Origin of the sequence: Aquamicrobium sp. NLF2-7 (genome assembly GCF_022359935.1) — a bacterium.
Taxonomy (GTDB): domain Bacteria; phylum Pseudomonadota; class Alphaproteobacteria; order Rhizobiales; family Rhizobiaceae; genus Mesorhizobium; species Mesorhizobium lusatiense.
This window is the reverse complement of the sequence record NZ_JAKSED010000001.1, coordinates 133,056-148,849: the sequence shown is the minus strand read 5'-3', so window position 1 is coordinate 148,849 and position 15,794 is coordinate 133,056. Positions and strand designations below refer to the sequence as shown.

General features: G+C 61.3%; 12 protein-coding genes and 2 tRNA genes. 7 read left to right on the top strand and 7 right to left on the bottom strand.

All coding sequences use genetic code 11. The features are described from left to right. Nucleotides 1–13 precede the first annotated feature (13 nt). Both sufB and MIC97_RS00680 read right to left on the bottom strand, forming a co-directional pair. Nucleotides 14–1,528, bottom strand: coding sequence for a Fe-S cluster assembly protein SufB (gene sufB, locus MIC97_RS00685; protein WP_239798451.1), 1,515 nt, complete (start codon nt 1,526–1,528; stop codon nt 14–16). 152 nt (nt 1,529–1,680) lie between these two features. Next, complete coding sequence (locus tag MIC97_RS00680; protein WP_239798450.1) at nt 1,681–2,844, bottom strand: cysteine desulfurase family protein; 1,164 nt, start codon at nt 2,842–2,844, stop codon at nt 1,681–1,683. A 239-nt stretch (nt 2,845–3,083) separates the two neighbouring features. On the opposite strand from MIC97_RS00680, the gene MIC97_RS00675 reads away from it, so the two are divergent. Then, on the top strand, nt 3,084–3,758 hold the full coding sequence (locus tag MIC97_RS00675) for an alpha/beta hydrolase (protein WP_183829067.1): 675 nt from the start codon (nt 3,084–3,086) through the stop codon (nt 3,756–3,758). On the opposite strand, the gene MIC97_RS00670 is transcribed toward MIC97_RS00675, so the two are convergent. Next, nucleotides 3,750–4,877 carry an anhydro-N-acetylmuramic acid kinase gene (locus tag MIC97_RS00670; RefSeq protein ID WP_239798449.1) on the bottom strand — a complete coding sequence of 376 codons (1,128 nt, stop codon included), beginning with the start codon at nt 4,875–4,877 and terminating at the stop codon, nt 3,750–3,752. The two genes, MIC97_RS00675 and MIC97_RS00670, sit on opposite strands and share 9 nt — an antisense overlap. Before the next feature lie 102 nt (nt 4,878–4,979). Here MIC97_RS00670 and tyrS point away from each other — a divergent pair, with 102 nt between their 5' ends. Next, nucleotides 4,980–6,233: a tyrosine--tRNA ligase gene (gene tyrS, locus MIC97_RS00665; RefSeq protein WP_239798448.1), complete on the top strand. Its 1,254-nt coding sequence runs from the start codon at nt 4,980–4,982 to the stop codon at nt 6,231–6,233. 250 nt (nt 6,234–6,483) lie between these two features. Further along, entirely contained in the window at nt 6,484–6,924 is a 441-nt protein-coding gene (locus MIC97_RS00660) for a glyoxalase superfamily protein (protein ID WP_239798447.1), read from the top strand. 56 nt (nt 6,925–6,980) lie between these two features. Here MIC97_RS00660 and MIC97_RS00655 read toward each other — a convergent pair whose 3' ends face one another. Then, complete coding sequence (locus MIC97_RS00655) at nt 6,981–10,325, bottom strand: DUF3971 domain-containing protein (RefSeq protein WP_239798446.1); 3,345 nt, start codon at nt 10,323–10,325, stop codon at nt 6,981–6,983. Nucleotides 10,326–10,533: 208 nt separating this feature from the next. Between MIC97_RS00655 and bcp the strand changes: the two genes are divergently transcribed. The 3 genes from bcp (at nt 10,534) to MIC97_RS00640 (ending at nt 13,063) form a co-directional block, all read left to right on the top strand. After that, the gene (bcp, locus tag MIC97_RS00650) at nt 10,534–11,016 is read left to right on the top strand and encodes a thioredoxin-dependent thiol peroxidase (RefSeq protein WP_239798445.1); all 483 of its coding nucleotides are present in this window, start codon (nt 10,534–10,536) and stop codon (nt 11,014–11,016) included. Between the two features lie 285 nt (nt 11,017–11,301). Further along, the gene (locus MIC97_RS00645) at nt 11,302–12,636 is read left to right on the top strand and encodes a M23 family metallopeptidase (RefSeq protein ID WP_239800988.1); all 1,335 of its coding nucleotides are present in this window, start codon (nt 11,302–11,304) and stop codon (nt 12,634–12,636) included. Between the two features lie 151 nt (nt 12,637–12,787). Continuing rightward, on the top strand, nt 12,788–13,063 hold the full coding sequence (locus MIC97_RS00640; protein WP_239798444.1) for a hypothetical protein: 276 nt from the start codon (nt 12,788–12,790) through the stop codon (nt 13,061–13,063). An 81-nt stretch (nt 13,064–13,144) separates the two neighbouring features. Here the strand turns inward: MIC97_RS00640 and MIC97_RS00635 are convergent, their stop codons facing one another. Beyond that, complete coding sequence (locus tag MIC97_RS00635) at nt 13,145–13,624, bottom strand: nucleoside deaminase (protein WP_239798443.1); 480 nt, start codon at nt 13,622–13,624, stop codon at nt 13,145–13,147. 242 nt (nt 13,625–13,866) lie between these two features. Continuing rightward, nucleotides 13,867–13,942: transfer RNA gene (locus MIC97_RS00630), tRNA-Val, on the bottom strand. Between the two features lie 213 nt (nt 13,943–14,155). On the opposite strand from MIC97_RS00630, the gene MIC97_RS00625 reads away from it, so the two are divergent. After that, nucleotides 14,156–14,232 (top strand) — tRNA-Asp (locus tag MIC97_RS00625). 726 nt (nt 14,233–14,958) lie between these two features. Here the strand turns inward: MIC97_RS00625 and MIC97_RS00620 are convergent. Then, entirely contained in the window at nt 14,959–15,627 is a 669-nt protein-coding gene (locus MIC97_RS00620; protein ID WP_239798442.1) for an epoxyqueuosine reductase QueH, read from the bottom strand. Nucleotides 15,628–15,794: the final 167 nt, after the last annotated feature.

The window sequence follows — 15,794 nt, the reverse complement described above, 5'->3', positions numbered from 1 at the left end:
TATCTGTATGCGGTCAGCCGACCGAACCTTCGAGCGAGATGCCGATGAGCTTCTGCGCCTCGACGGCGAATTCCATCGGCAGTTCCTGAATGACATCCTTGACGAAGCCGTTGACGATGAGCGCGATGGCTTCCTCTTCGGGAATGCCGCGCTGCATGACGTAGAACTTCTGATCCTCGGAGATCTTCGACGTCGTTGCCTCGTGCTCGAACTGGGCGGTCGCGTTCTTGGCTTCCATGTAGGGCACGGTGTGCGCGCCGCACTGGTCGCCGATCAGCAGCGAGTCGCAATTGGTGAAGTTGCGGGCGTTGGTCGCCTTGCGGTGAGCCGAAACCTGTCCACGATAGGTGTTCTGCGAGAAGCCGGCGGCGATACCCTTGGAGATGATGCGGCTGCGCGTATTCTTGCCCAGATGGATCATCTTGGTGCCGCTGTCGATCTGCTGATAGCCGTTGGAAACGGCGATCGAGTAGAACTCGCCCTGGCTGTCGTCGCCGCGCAGAATGCAGCTCGGATACTTCCAGGTGATGGCGGAACCCGTCTCGACCTGCGTCCACGAGATCTTCGAGCGGTCGCCACGGCAATCGCCACGCTTGGTGACGAAGTTGTAGATGCCGCCCTTGCCCTCGACATCGCCCGGATACCAGTTCTGGACTGTCGAGTATTTGATCTCGGCATCATCGAGCGCGATCAGCTCGACCACGGCGGCGTGAAGCTGGTTTTCATCGCGCTGGGGAGCGGTGCAGCCTTCCAGATAGGAGACGTAGGCACCTTCCTCGGCGATGATCAGCGTGCGCTCGAACTGGCCGGTGTTCTTCTCGTTGATGCGGAAGTAGGTCGACAGTTCCATCGGGCAACGCACGCCCTTAGGGACGTAGACGAACGAACCGTCGGTGAACACCGCGCTGTTGAGCGTCGCATAATAGTTGTCCGACACAGGCACCACGGAAGCCAGATATTTCTGGACCAGTTCGGGATGCTCGCGGATCGCTTCCGAGATCGAGCAGAAGATGACGCCGGCCTTGGCCAGCTCTTCCTTGAAGGTGGTGACGACCGAAACGGAATCGAACACCGCGTCCACGGCGACGCGGCCGGAAGCGTAGACATTGTCGCTCGCTTCGCCGTTTTCCGAAGCAGGCTTCTGCACGCCGGCCAGAATTTCCTGCTCGCGCAGCGGGATACCCAGCTTTTCATAGGTGCGCAGCAGTTCCGGATCGACCTCGTCAAGGGACCTCGGGCCAGACTGGTTCTTCGGCGCGGCGTAGTAGTAGATATCCTGAAAATCGATCTTCGGATACGAAACGCGCGCCCAGTTCGGCTCGTCCATGGTCAGCCAGCGGCGATAAGCCTCAAGCCGCCATTCGAGCATCCATTCCGGCTCATCTTTCTTGGCAGAAATGAAGCGGATGATGTCTTCGTTCAGGCCCTTGGGGGCCTTGTCGGTCTCGATTTCGGTTTCAAAACCGTATTTGTACTGATCGACGTCGATCTCACGAACGGCATCGATCGTTTCCTGCACTGCAGCCACAGGCGTTCTCCATCCTTATCGGGGGCAAGGCCCGACAGTTTTCAAACTATGGCATCGCCGGGGGGCGACGTAAGTTTCATATAGTGCGGAGCACCCGGATTTACACCCGCACACCCGCACCGATTCACCGGGCCAGAGACCCGCGGCCACCCTCAGGCAGCCCTGCTTCCTCCGGCCCGGCGGGCTGCAATGCCCTCCAGAGCCGACCGGAACAGTTCAAGGTCCTGCGCGCTCGTCTCCTGCCCGATCGACACGCGCAGCGCACCCTGTATTTCATCGACTCCCATCGCTGCCAGAACATGGCTGGGACCGACCTTGCCCGACGAACAGGCGGAACCGGCCGACAAAGCCACACCGGCAAGGTCGAAAGCGATCTGTGCCGTCTCGGCCTTCAGGCCGGGAATGGCGAAGAAACTCGTATTGGCCAGACGCGGTGCAGCACGGCCGAAGAAAACCGCATCCGGCACCAGATCACGGATGGCGGCCTCGAAGCCGTCGCGCAGGCTTGCGATCCGGCTTATGGACGGCATGGCTTCCAGCGCGCTGGCAGCAGCAGCACCAAATCCGGCGATGCCGGCAAGGTTCTCGGTGCCGCCGCGATGCCCCTTCTCCTGCCCGCCACCGCTCACCAGCGGCTTCGGCATCATCAGATCGGCGGCGGCAACGATCGCGCCGACGCCCTTGGGACCACCGATCTTATGCGCGGAAAGAATCAGATAATCCGCGCAAGGCTTTGACATATCGAGCGAAACACGCCCTGCCGCCTGCACGGCATCCAGCACCAGCACACCGCCGGCGGCTCTCACGACAGCGGCAATTTCCTCGATCGGCTGGATCACGCCGGTCTCATTGTTGGCCGCGTGAACGGCAACCAGCGCCAGGCCGGTTTCCTTGTCGTGAGCCGCAAGAGCAGCAGCGAGTTCGTCCAGCTTCAGCACGCCGTCGCCATCTACACCGATGCGCTCGACCTGCTCCGCCGCGAACCGCCCTCCGCTCAGCAGGCAGGGATGGTCGGCAGCGCACACATATAGCCGCCCCATGCGCAGGTCGGCCTTGCCCATGCGCCATTCAGGCGTCAGCAGCGTGGTGGCGGCCTCGGTGGCGCCGGATGTGAAGACGACATGCTGCTTCCCGGCATTGACCAGCGCCGCCACCTGACGGCGGGCCTCCTCGATCAGGCGGCGCGCATTGCGACCCTCCTGATGGACCGACGAAGGATTGGCGGCAAGGTCCAGCGCTGCGACCACAGCCTCGCGCGCGCGGCCAAGCAGCGGCGCGCTGGCATTGTAGTCGAGATAGGCGCGAACAGCAGCCATTTCCCTGCCCGATTCTCCCTGCATGAAGGCTCACGCCAGGCTCTGGCGTTATTTCCTTGAAATCATGAGGCCAGCCGTCCTATCTACGCATTCGCGGCGTGGGTGGGCTGACCACTCAGTTTTGAACAATTCTAATCTAGCTTCTAAGAAGGTCATCGCCCTACGTCAAGGTCGAATCTTGTGGGAAGCGTTCAAGAAATGTTCTGGCACCGCCGGTTGGTTTTCAGTCGGAGTTCTTAATGCCTGAGGTCATATTTACGGGTCCCGCCGGTCGGCTGGAAGGTCGCTATCAGCCGTCGAAGGAAAAGAGCGCGCCCATCGCGATCATCCTTCACCCGCACCCGCAGTTCGGCGGGACGATGAACAACAAGATCGTCTACGACCTCTTCTACATGTTCCAGAAGCGCGGTTTCACCACGCTGCGGTTCAATTTCCGCGGCATCGGCCGCAGCCAGGGCGAATTCGACCATGGCGTGGGTGAACTGTCGGATGCGGCCGCCGCGCTCGACTGGGTGCAGTCGCTGCATCCCGATTCCAAGAGCTGCTGGGTTGCGGGCTATTCGTTCGGTGCTTGGATCGGCATGCAGTTGCTGATGCGCCGCCCGGAAATCGAAGGCTTCATGTCCATCGCGCCACAGCCCAACACCTACGATTTCTCGTTCCTCGCGCCCTGCCCCTCGTCGGGGCTCATCATCCACGGCGACGCCGACAAGGTGGCGCCGCCGAAGGACGTTCAGGGACTGGTCGACAAGCTGCATACGCAAAAGGGCATCACGATCACGCAGAAGACCCTGCCGGGCGCCAATCATTTCTTCTCCAATGATGCCGAGCTGCTTCTCGAAGAGTGCGCCGACTATCTCGACCGCCGTCTCGCAGGCGAGCTGTCCGATCCGCGCCCCAAGCGCCTAAGGTAACGGCTTTACCATTACCCCGCCGCTCACCGGCTTTTCGCACCCCGTCGTGGTCGGAAAGGTGAGCGGCAGCCCGTTCCGCGACCGCACCGCCAGATAGGCCCACGCTTCCGCCTCGGTGGCGTCGCCGTCGAAACCGGCCTGCTCGGCGGAAATCACTTCGGAGCCGGCGACTTTTGCTCCAGCCTTCAGGTCGTGCATGATGTGCGGGTTCTTGCGACCGCCGCCGCAGATGATCCACAGCTTCGGCTTTTCCGGCAAATGCTCCGCCGATTTCAGGATCGCGGCCGCCGACACCGCCGCCAGCGTCCGCGCCCCATCCGCCACATTCAGCCCTTCGGCTTCGGCCACAGTGAAATCGCTGCGGTCGAGCGATTTCGGCCCGCCCTGCGAAAAGAACGGTTTTGCCAGATAGCGGGCGACGACCTCCCGGACCGTCGTGCCCTTGCCAGCGATCGCGCCATCGGCATCGAAAGGCACGCCCGCCTCTCGCGCCACCCACTGGTCGATCAGCCCGTTGCCCGGACCCGTGTCGAACGCGATCGGGTCGCCATGTTCCGGCACATAGCTGATGTTGGAAATGCCACCGATATTGACCAGCACCACCGGGAACCGCGCAAGCCCGGACGGCAGCGAACGTGCCAGCGCGGCATGATAGGCCGGCACCAGCGGCGCGCCCTGCCCGCCATGGCGCATGTCTTCGGCGCGCATGTCGAACACCACCGGCAGACCGGTCAGGTCGGCCAGCATCTGCCCGTCGCCGAGCTGAACGGTGAGCGCCTGCTGCGGGCGGTGCAGCACCGTCTGCCCGTGAAAGCCGATGAGTTCGGGCTTTCCCCATGAGCCTGCCGCACCGGCGAGAAATGCAGCCACCGCATCGGCATGGCGGCGGGTTATGTCCTGCTCAAGCGCTGCAAGGCTACCCGACCGTTCCATCCGCTGCCCGATCTGCTTTGTCTCTTCCAGCCCCGCCACGATGCGCGCGCGGAAGGCAGCGTCATAAGGCACGAAAGAACCGGGACCCTGTTCGACGATATCGACACCATCGGTCCGCAGCAGAGCGAGATCGATACCGTCCATCGAGGTGCCGCTCATCAGGCCGAGTGCGCAGATTGTCGCCATTTGGCTCGCCGTCCTTGTGATTCCATGTCAACGGATGCTAAACGCGCGCGGTCACACTTGCCACGCCGGTGCCAGTTTGCCGGTGCTTTCGGGAAAAGAAAAATGACCGCCTTCAAATCCGACTTCCTGCGCATCATGAGTGAGCGCGGCTTCATCCACCAGATCTCGGATGAAACCGGCCTCGACGAGCTGTTCGCGAAGGAGACGGTATCGGCTTATATCGGCTTCGATCCGACCGCGCCGAGCCTTCATGCGGGCGGTCTGATCCAGATCATGATGCTGCACTGGATGCAGAAGACTGGTCATCGCCCTGTGGCCCTGATGGGTGGCGGCACCGGCATGGTCGGCGATCCCTCGTTCAAGGACGAGGCGCGCAAGCTGATGACGCCGCAGACCATTCAGGAAAACATGGATGGCATCAAAAAGGTGTTTTCCAACTACCTGACCTTCGGCGAGGGCCCGCGCGATGCGCTCATGGTCAACAATGCCGACTGGCTGCTGCCGCTGAACTATCTGGAATTCCTGCGCGATGTGGGCCGGCACTTCTCGGTCAACCGCATGCTGTCCTTCGATTCCGTGAAGCTGCGACTCGACCGCGACCAGTCGCTGTCGTTCCTCGAATTCAACTACATGATCCTGCAGGCCTACGACTATGTGGAGCTGAACAAGCGCTATGGCATACGCCTGCAGATGGGCGGCTCTGACCAGTGGGGCAACATCGTCAACGGCATCGATCTCGGCCACCGCATGGGCACGTCGCAGCTCTACGCGCTGACCACGCCGCTGCTCACCACCGCTTCGGGCGCCAAGATGGGCAAGTCGCTCGGCGGCGCCATCTGGCTCAACCCGGACATGCTGAGCCCGTATGACTTCTGGCAGTACTGGCGCAATACCGAGGATGCCGACGTCGAGCGCTTCCTGAAGCTCTACACCACGATGCCGCTCGATGAGGTGGCGAAGCTGGCGGCACTGGGCGGCGCCGAGATCAACGAAGCGAAGAAGATCCTCGCCACCGAGATCACCGCTCTGCTGCATGGCCGCAAGGCCGCCGAAGAGGCCGCGGAAACGGCGCGCAAGACCTTCGAGGAAGGCGCACTGGCGCAGACCCTGCCCACTGTCGAGGTGGAGAGCGCAGCACTTGAGGCCGGCATCGGCATCCTGTCGCTGCTGGTCAGTGCCGGTCTGGCATCGTCCAACGGCGAGGCCCGCCGGCACATTCAGGGCGGCGCCATCCGTCTCAACGACCAGCCTGTCGCCGATGACAAGCTTGTCGTGACGGCTCAGGATCTGAATCCGGAAAACGTCGCAAAGCTTTCTCTCGGCAAGAAAAAACACATTCTGGTTCGTCCGGTCTGACCGGACCGGCCAAATTTGCTTTTTCCGGATGGGTGCGACGCGCAGCACCCGTCCGGCCGCTTCGCCCTTGACTTGTCGATAAAGAGAGCCCATCTGGAGCATCGGTTGCTGGCGCCTGCCGCCCGCGGATCGCATGATCCATGGTGAAGCCCAGCCTTATCGATGACCCTTCGGTTGTTTTCTCCCGGGGCGCATCATGGCAATGCGGGCTCCCATGCAGGAAGTCGCCTCCATTTCGGAGAGACCCGACATGTCTTTATCCCTCGACACCCCGTCTTCACAATCGCTGAAGACCGAGGCCAGAAACCTTCGCGAGCATCACGCCCGGTCCGGCCAACCCATGACCCACAGCGCTGCTCTGGAAGCGGTGGCCCGCTCCCATGGCTACCGGGACTGGAACACCGCGCGTGCGGTTCTGCCGGAACGCACGGCCGTGCCCTTTCAGATCGGCATGCGTGTGCGTGGCTTCTATCTCGAACAGCCCTTTTCAGGGGTTCTGATCGGCGCACAGCTTGTTTCCGGCATGCGGCGCCTGAAAGTCACGGTGCTGTTCGACCAGCCGGTGAACGTCACGCCCAACCTCATGTTCGCCGCCCTGCGCCAGCGCGTCACCGCCACCGTGGACGAGCGCGGTGTTTCGCCGGCCCTGCGCGGCAATGGCCAGCCGCAGATGCGGTTGATGGCGGAGTAAGCGCGGCACTGCCCTGCCTGCCAAACAATGGCAGGCAGGGCAGCCTCGTTCAGGCTCTATCTGTATTCAAAGATCGAGCGAAAGATTCCCGGTGCGATGACCGAAAGCGGATTGATTTCGAGTTCCGGCTTTTTCACGTTGCCGCGCAGCCTGTAGGTGACGCCGATCAGACCCCGGTCGCGGCCATTGCCCAGAATCGCGCCGACCAGAGGCAACTCGCCGAAAATGCGATTGAAACCATAGGCCGGCATGAAGGTGCCGGTCATGTCCATATTGTCGTTCTGATCGTAGAGGATACCCTGGAAAGTGGTGCCGATCAGCGGTCCGCGCAACACGCCATTGGCGAGCTTCACATAGCCCGTGCCGGTCTCCACCTCCGTGAAGCCGCGCTCGAACTGAACGCGTGAAGTGTCCATGTCACCGCGTACAGCCTGATTGAGGCTGCGGCTGTCGCCCTTTGGCGTGGTGGATACGATCGAGGCGAGCTTCGGCTCGTTGACCACCAGAAAATCGCGTGCATCGATCTTACCGCGCAGCGGACCATCAACGCCACCTTGCAGAGCGATGGAAATGCCACCACCCTGAACGTTCCGGTAAACATCGAGAAAACGCAACACGGCTCCCGCATTGGCGGATCGCATCGTCATGGTGCGCTGATTGCCGCTCATACCCGCTTCAGCTGTCACCGTGGCGCCATCGCCGGTCATCGCGCTTGCCTTGAGCGCGTTGATACGCGAGCCGGTCGCGTCGTAGTTCAGCCTGAAGCCGCCAAGCACCTCGCCATGGAAGCCGCTCAGCCGCGCCACGTTGGCGGTCAGGGAAATCGCGTCGCGATTCGCCCCCTTCTTGCCCGACCCAGCGGGCTCGGCGGTAAACTGCCTGATCACCGAGCGGGCATCGAGAACAGCGCCTGACACGTCCACCTTGTAGCCCGACCCGTTGCGGCGAATCGAAACGGCGACATCGTCATCGCGGTTCAGCCGTACCTTCTCGAAGGTCGCGGAAGACAGGGCGCCGCCTGAAAGCTGCACCTCTCCGCGCAGGGAGAAGCTTTTTCCGTCCAGACTGATATTGGAAAGCCTGGTGTTGGTGCCTTCGGTCTTCATCAAAAGGGAAAGCTGGGCAGGGATGCCCGCTCCCTTGCTCCAGCCTACCCATGGGATCGTCAGCTTTGTCGAGGTCAGATCGGTGGTAAGGGCGCGCAAGCCGTCGGGCCTGTTCTCCAGTCCAACCTTCATCGTGCCGCTGAGGAGCCCGGCAAGTCCGGGCATCATCTTCTCGCGCAGCTTGTCATCCAGTATCAGAGCGACCTTGCGGCTGCGGGCATGACTCTCCCCCGGCTTCAGCGGCTCCACCAGACTGATTTCCGCCGGGATGCCGTTCAGGGTGGCGTTGGCGGTAATGGTGGCCTTATCCGGGTCCACCACGATCGAGCCGTTGGCGCCCGACACGTTCTGGCCGTCGAATTCGCGCTGAAGCCCCAGATCCGTGTAGTCGAGCGCAACCAGCCAGTTCAGCTTGCTGACATCGGCGCCAGACTGAAGGGGGATATCCGCCTTCACATTGCCGGTCACATGGCCGGAAAAATCCTCCGGCTTCATGCCCACATAGCGCATGGCGCTGATCGGCTCGTAGGACGCAAGCTCGACAATCGCGTCGGCCTCGCCCTCGACATCGATGTCCAGCTTGCCGATCACCGGGCGCTTCTCGGCGTCGTCGACCGTCAGCGTGCCGTTGCTTGCCGCAGCAATGCGCCCGCTTGGCATGTAGACGGTTCCGGAATCGAGCGAGATGCGCACTTTCGTGCCCTCGAACTCGATCCGGCCCACCGCATCGCGCACCGGCGGGATATGCCCGGCCGTATCGAAACGCGTGTTTTCGACATCGAACCGGCCAAACACCTCCTTAGGTCCCGGAGGCAAACCGGAGCCAAGACGTCCCGGCGGCAAATCGTAGTGCAGGCTGGCTTCCTTCACCCGCCCGCCGAAGAGATTCTTCAGCACCCACTGGCGGGCACTTCCGGCCGCCATCCATGGCCACAGCTGCTTGGCATGGGAGACGGGCATATCGTGAACCGTCAGCGCCAGAAACACGCCCGGCACCTTGCCCTCGGCAAACTGGACCGCCCCCATGCCGACGGCATCGCCACCAGCGCCCGAGCGGACAGCGATGGTATCGGCAACGAGCCTGCGGCTCTGCACGTCGTAAGTGCCGGCAATCCGGGTCAGAAATTTCAGCGCCGGCTCCGACGAATCATCCGGAGAAAGGCTCGATCCATCGCTGACAAAATCATAGCGGTAGGCAGGCTTGTCATCCGGCGACGCGCCAACCGGCCGGGGTCCGATCGAGCCCTCAAAGGCGAAGCTTGACTGGCCGGTGTTAAGCTGTAACCGGCTGACATCAATCTTGTTCGAGCCGTTTTCCAGAACGGCTTCGATGGCAACGTCTCCTGTCACCAGCCCGTTTTTTCCCAGATCCAGTGCCGAGCCCTGAAGTTTCAGCACCGCGTTCAGCCGCGACTGATTTTCTCCCGCGCCTTCAGCTCCGGTCAGCCGAAGCGTTCCCGAACCAACTTCATGGCCTGCGCCCGGCCAGAAAAGCTCACGCCGGTCTCCGGCTATTTCGATGGTGGCGTCGAGATCGGTGATGCGCCGCGTTCCGGCTTCCTGCGCCGCGGTTCCAGCCAATGTGAGGGCGCGGCCATCGATCGAGGCCGATGTGGAAAGCTCCATGCGATCGGTTCCCGCCTGCCGGACCACCGCATCGGCGATCTTCACGGATCCCAAACCACTTTCCTCAGGCAGCGCCACCTCGACATTGATCAGCCTGATGCTGCGCACGGAATCGAGCCTGACGGCATCCAGCGCCTCACGAACCCCGTCAAAGACAGCGGCAATGACCTTGTCGGGATCGATCAGCCCCTGCCCGTCGCGCAGCGACGCCGCCCAGTCGCCCCCGGCCGAAGGCAGCGCCGCAAGATCGATGCGCGCATCGGACAGTCTGGCGCTGGTCAGGCGAACCTCGCCCGTTACCAGCGGCAGGGCCCGCATACCGAAACGGACACTGCCCGCCTGAAGCATGGGCCTGCCATCTTCGCTCAGGAGGCTGAGGTCACGGACCTGAAGGGCAAGGAAGCTGGATCCGTCCAGCGTGACGCCTGCCGGGCCGCTCTCGACCTTCACATCGGTCTCGGCCAGCCGGCGAATGGCAGCCTCAGCCTCCTGCTGGAGGCGCGCGGTTCCGACACCCGACGCACTGATGCCATAGACCGCCACACACAGCAGCACCGCGAGAATGGCGACGGATGCAAGAAAACGCTTCAGCCAGCGCGCACGCCGCCGCAATGACGCGCGTCCAAGCGGCGGGGCGCATCCGGCAGAAGGCAGGGCGCCGAGATCCACGATCTCCGTGCGCCGAAACCTGATTTTCTCATGTTGCGGAAGTTGCTTATCCACACCAATGCCCGGTTGGAAGCTCAGACCACAAAGCCGTCTTCGGGTTTTGCTTGCCGCATCCTATGCTCTTGCCATCATCTGTGCTCAAACGCGAATCCCGGCAGAAGCTTATATTGCTGAGCCCCACCGCGTAACCTCAAACAAGGGCATAGCTATGACAGCTACAAGGGAAATCGAACTTCAGACAGGCGACAAGGCCCCACTGTTCGAACTGCCGGGCGACGGCGGCGCCACGCTGCGGCTGGCCGATTTCGCCGGCAAACCGGTGATCGTCTATTTTTATCCAAAGGACGACACTAGCGGCTGCACCAGCGAAGCCATCGCCTTTTCGCAGCTCAAACCCGAATTCGACAAGGCTGGCGCGACAGTCATCGGCATTTCTCCCGACAGTGCCGCCAAGCATGACAAATTCAAAGCCAAACACGATCTGACGGTTTCGCTTGCCGCCGATGAGGAGCGCAGGATCGTGGAAGCTTATGGGGTCTGGGTGGAGAAGCAGATGTACGGGCGCAGCTACATGGGCGTCGAACGCTCGACATTTCTGATCGGTCCCGACGGACGCATCGCGCAGATCTGGCGAAATGTACGGGTGAAAGGCCATGCCCAAGCCGTTCTTGAGGCAACCCGCGCTTTGTAGCGGGAACCTTTCCTCCGCAAGAGGCGTTGAGACCGCAACAAGCCAAGGAGGACTATATGCGAAGCGTGCTGTTGTGGGCGATTGGAGTTCCGATCCCGATCATCATACTGTGGTGGATATTCGGATAAGCTTTTTAAGACTGCCTCCCCGTCAATGGCCCGCTGTTTTGACAGCGGGCTTTTTTTTCATTTCACAAGGCCATCCGGCCCTTCACGCCATCAGACGGCAAAGCTTTGTTAACCCTAACACCGCATAAATCGAAGGTGGGAATGGTTAACGGGGCGTATCGTGACAGCAGTTCAGTCATCGGTATTTGGCAGGCGCAGAGAGCCGCACACGGTGATCATCGCCCGGGGCGATGAGATCCGGCATTTTACCGTACGGCCATGGATCGCGGCGCTGGCCGGGTCCCTGGCCATTGCACTGTCGATCGGTTATCTGGGCGCCACATCCTATCTGGTATTGCGCGACAACATCATCAGCGCCGCCACTGCGCGGCAGGCGCGGGTGCAGCAAGCCTATGAGGACCGCATCTCTGCGCTTCGTGCGCAGGTGGATCGCATAACCAGCCGGCAGCTGCTGGACCAGCAACTCATGGAAACCAGGGTCACCGAACTGATCGAGCGTCAGAGCCGGCTGAGCGATCGCCATGGCCGCCTGGGGCCCATCCTGGACCGTGCCGGCCGCGAGATCTCCGGACCGTTGCCGCTCAGCGCTCCCCTGCCCTCGCAGCGCAACAGCGCCGTTCCTGAAATCACCGGCTCGATCGAAAAACCTGAGAAGCAGGTCAGGGCCGCTGCTGTCGGGGCCAATCCCTTCGCAAACTGGACCACGCGCGGCGCGAATCCGTCACCCATGCCGGTCATGACAGCCTATGCCTCATCTGCACAGCCTGCATCGCAAGCCGATCGTGCCGACGAGCTGTTCGTCACCATCAACCGCTCGCTCAAAGAGATCGAGGACGATCAGCTTGCCCACATCACGCAGCTGGCCGATGCGGCTTCATTGAGCGCCGACGCGATTTCCAACGCCCTGGAAACGGCAGGCCTGCCGGTCGATCTGGATCTTCCGGCCGACGGCATGGCCAGAACCGATGTCGGTGGGCCGCTGATTCCGGTCGACACGGCGAATCTTTTCGACATGAGGCTCAGGGAACTCGATGAGGCCCTGCAAACGCTGAGCCACGTCAAGAGCGAGGTGCGACGGCTGCCTCTGTCCAATCCCGCGCCCGGTCATGCCGTAACCAGCACCTTCGGTGTGCGCAGGGATCCGCTGATCGGTTCGGCAGCTTTCCATTCGGGCATGGATTTTCGAGCTCCCGTAGGGATGGAAGCCAGAGCATCCGCGGCGGGCACCGTGGTCAAGGCCGGATGGAATGGCGGCTATGGTCGCATGGTCGAGATCGACCATGGGCAGGGGTTCTCAACCCGTTACGCACATCTCAGCCGAATCTCGGTGAGTGAAGGGCAGAACGTTGAGGCCGGTGACATTGTCGGACGCACCGGAAACACCGGCCGGTCGACCGGTCCCCATCTCCACTATGAAGTCCGCCAGAACGGCACGCCGCTCAATCCGCTGCGCTTCCTCAAGGCCGGTAAGGCAATCGAGCAATATCTGTAGCATTGCCGGGTCATTCAGCGGCCGGCATCAGCATGCGATTTCAGGCCGGCCGAAAGCGAAATGCATGCTGAACGCCTCCTGAATGGCGTTTACAGCCAAGGTTCAAACAGAGGCAGGCATCCTCCGGCATGTTCAAGAGGAGGAATGAACCATGACCATCAAAACCATCGCCAAAGCCGCCGTTGCGTCCGTCTTGCTTCTCGCTCCGGTCTCCGGCGCCTACGCGTATTCAATCCACGTGCTCAACGGCGTTTACACGATCAAGTGCGAAAACGGCGTGACCTCGACCGGAACCACTTTGCAGGTTTCCCACGCGCAGGCAGCTTATTTCTGCAAGGTCCGGGGCAGCAGCATGACGACGAACAAGGGCGACGCTGCACCGAAGGCGCAGGCGGCTCCAAAGAAGCAGATTGCTCCCGGCCGCTGAGACGTTTCACTATCCGAAACAAAACCCCGGTTCCGGCCGGGGTTTTCGTTTTCCGTGACCGGCTGAGCTGTTCAGCGCTGTCTACGATCGGTGAAATCTGACATGCAGGCTGTGTACATCGTCTGCGAATTCCTCGACGGGCCCGTCAACAGCGGTGCCCGTGATCACCTCGCCAATCGGCAGCGGGCGCACTCTCGATGCAGGAACGTTGAGGTCCGACAGCCAGGTGGTCAGCTGCTTTGAAGAGCAGGCAAAGACGATCCGTCCCAGCCCAACCCATCCATGTGCCGCGGCGCACATCGGGCAGTGCTCGCCGGATGTGTAGACTGTGGCAGCCGCTCTTTCCTCAGGCGTCATGTTTTCCGCTGCCCAGCGGGCAATCGCGAATTCGGGATGCTGCGTGTGATCGCCGCCAGCCACGTGGTTGTGGTCCTCGAACAGAACCACGCCCTCCCGGGATACGAGAAGCGATCCGAAAGGCTCGTCGCCAGAAGAAAGCGCCTCGGCCGCCAGCTCAACGCAGCGCCTCAGATGCTTCCTGTCCACATCACTGATCATCATCCGGCCCCTTTTCCGATATTACCAGCCGCATCAAAGCATCACAGCTTCGCTGCCTTCAAGACGAGAGCATTCCCGAAGGCAGTGATCGCCCGTGCGGCCCCGCATCATAGGGTGCAATCGAGGCCATGCCCTGCCCCAGTGCATGTCATCCGCCGGATTACCAGCGCAACATTGGCGCGTCTTCGCTGGTCCCATGAACCCGCAGAGCGCTTCGCGACAAAACCGAAAAATCCTGAAAGCTATGGTGGGCGATGACGGACTCGAACCGCCGACATCTTCGGTGTAAACGAAGCGCTCTACCAACTGAGCTAATCGCCCATAGCGGGGCGGAGCATTACGAAGTTCCGTTCTGCTTCGCAAGCCCCAAGAGGCAATTCCCCCTCTCTGCCTGTGGTAAAACAGGGCCTGAACAGGCTTTCGGGAAAAACATTCGATCTTTTCACAGAACCGTCACCGGAGCGCTTGACACCTGTCAGGGAACCCCCTATTCAGCCGCCAACGACGAACACATCAACGGTGTCCGTCCGAAGCGCGGGTGTAGCTCAGTCGGTTAGAGTGCCGGCCTGTCACGCCGGAGGTCGCGGGTTCGAGCCCCGTCACTCGCGCCATTCTTTCAAAACCTTATGAGAATATCTTCAGGCAAAGCTTTGAATGCCTCTCTGGCAATTCGGAGCCTGATGCGCTTCCCTCCCGCAGTCATTGTTCGGGAGATATCCGGCTCTGCCGAGACAGAATCAGAAGCTGGCTCTCATCGTGGAAACCGATTCGGGATCATCCGCTATTTTTGCGTGAGCATCTGTTCCGGCTTCACTGACCGGCATTTCTTCTTCGGCAGACAGTGCCGACAAGTGGGCGCTCGGCAGACAAGGCAGTTTCGGATTTGATGGCGGTGCTCCGTGAGAGAACTTTCGATGAAATACGCCAGAATCGGTCTCGCACTCGTCCCTATTGTCATTTCATTCGCTGCCGTTCCGGCGAATGCCGTTGAGCAACTGCTCGGGCGTGAGCCTGTATCTGAGAAGTCGTCAGCCGGCGGCTGCGATGTGCGCGGCTACTGATCGCCGAAAGCCAGCACTTCCCTGGAAGCAAGCCTCTGGCGCTTGCAGGGAAAGCGAGCGTACAGCGACGCTGAACGCCTCCGGAAGGTGTTCGCACAGCTGCCCGCTTGCCCTCAACAGGACAGTCTCTGCAGCCTCTGGAAGCCCACTGTGACGCTTCAGTGTAGAGCAGACCAAATCTGCCAGCCTTACCGGATCAGATGAAGGCAATGTCTGCGCACGTCACCGCGATGCGCATGGCCGTCCCCTGCTATACCGCGGTGACGGAGACCGAATTCAGCCGTCCTTGTTTTCAGGCGCTTCGTGATAATAATTCTCGCCAAGCACGATCGGTGACCGCCCCTGATTGCGGCGGTGAATGTTCGTGTCGCGCAGAGAATAGACGCAACCGCAATATTCCTGCTGATAGAATTCTTCGCGTTTGCTGATTTCGATCATGCGGGCGGCACCGCCACCCTTGCGCCAGTTATATTCCCAGTAAGACAGCCCATCATAGGGAGCAGCGGCGCGCTTGCCGCAGTCATTGATCTGCGCCATGTTTTTCCAGCGCGAAATGCCCAGAGAGCTGGTCATGACGGGAAAGCCATGCTCGTGAGCGTAGAGCGCCGTGCGCTCGAACCGCATATCGAAACACATGGTGCAGCGGATTCCCCGCTCCGGCTCCCATTCCATGCCTTTGGCGCGGGCAAACCAGTTGTCCTTGTCGTAATCGGCATCCACGAACGGCACGCCATGTTTGTCGGCGAAGCGGATGTTCTCGTCCTTGCGCAGGAGATATTCACGCTCGGGGTGAATGTTGGGATTGTAGAAGAAGATCGTGTAGTCGATGCCGGAGGCGAGCATCGCTTCCATCACCTCACCGGAACAGGGCGCGCAGCATGAGTGCAGCAGCACCTTGCGGTGACCGTCGGGCGGAGTGAGAACGGGGCGGACCAGATCATTCATGATGCGCCAGATAGCAGCTTTTGCCGCCGAAATCCAAGGTTGCGGCAAATCAGTCCGGACACCTGCAGCCTCGCCACAACCCGACACCAGTCAATTGCCACAGCCCCCCTTTGAGCCTGCATGGCAGCAATGAGCCCAAATAGAAAAAACCCCGCCGATCAGTCGAC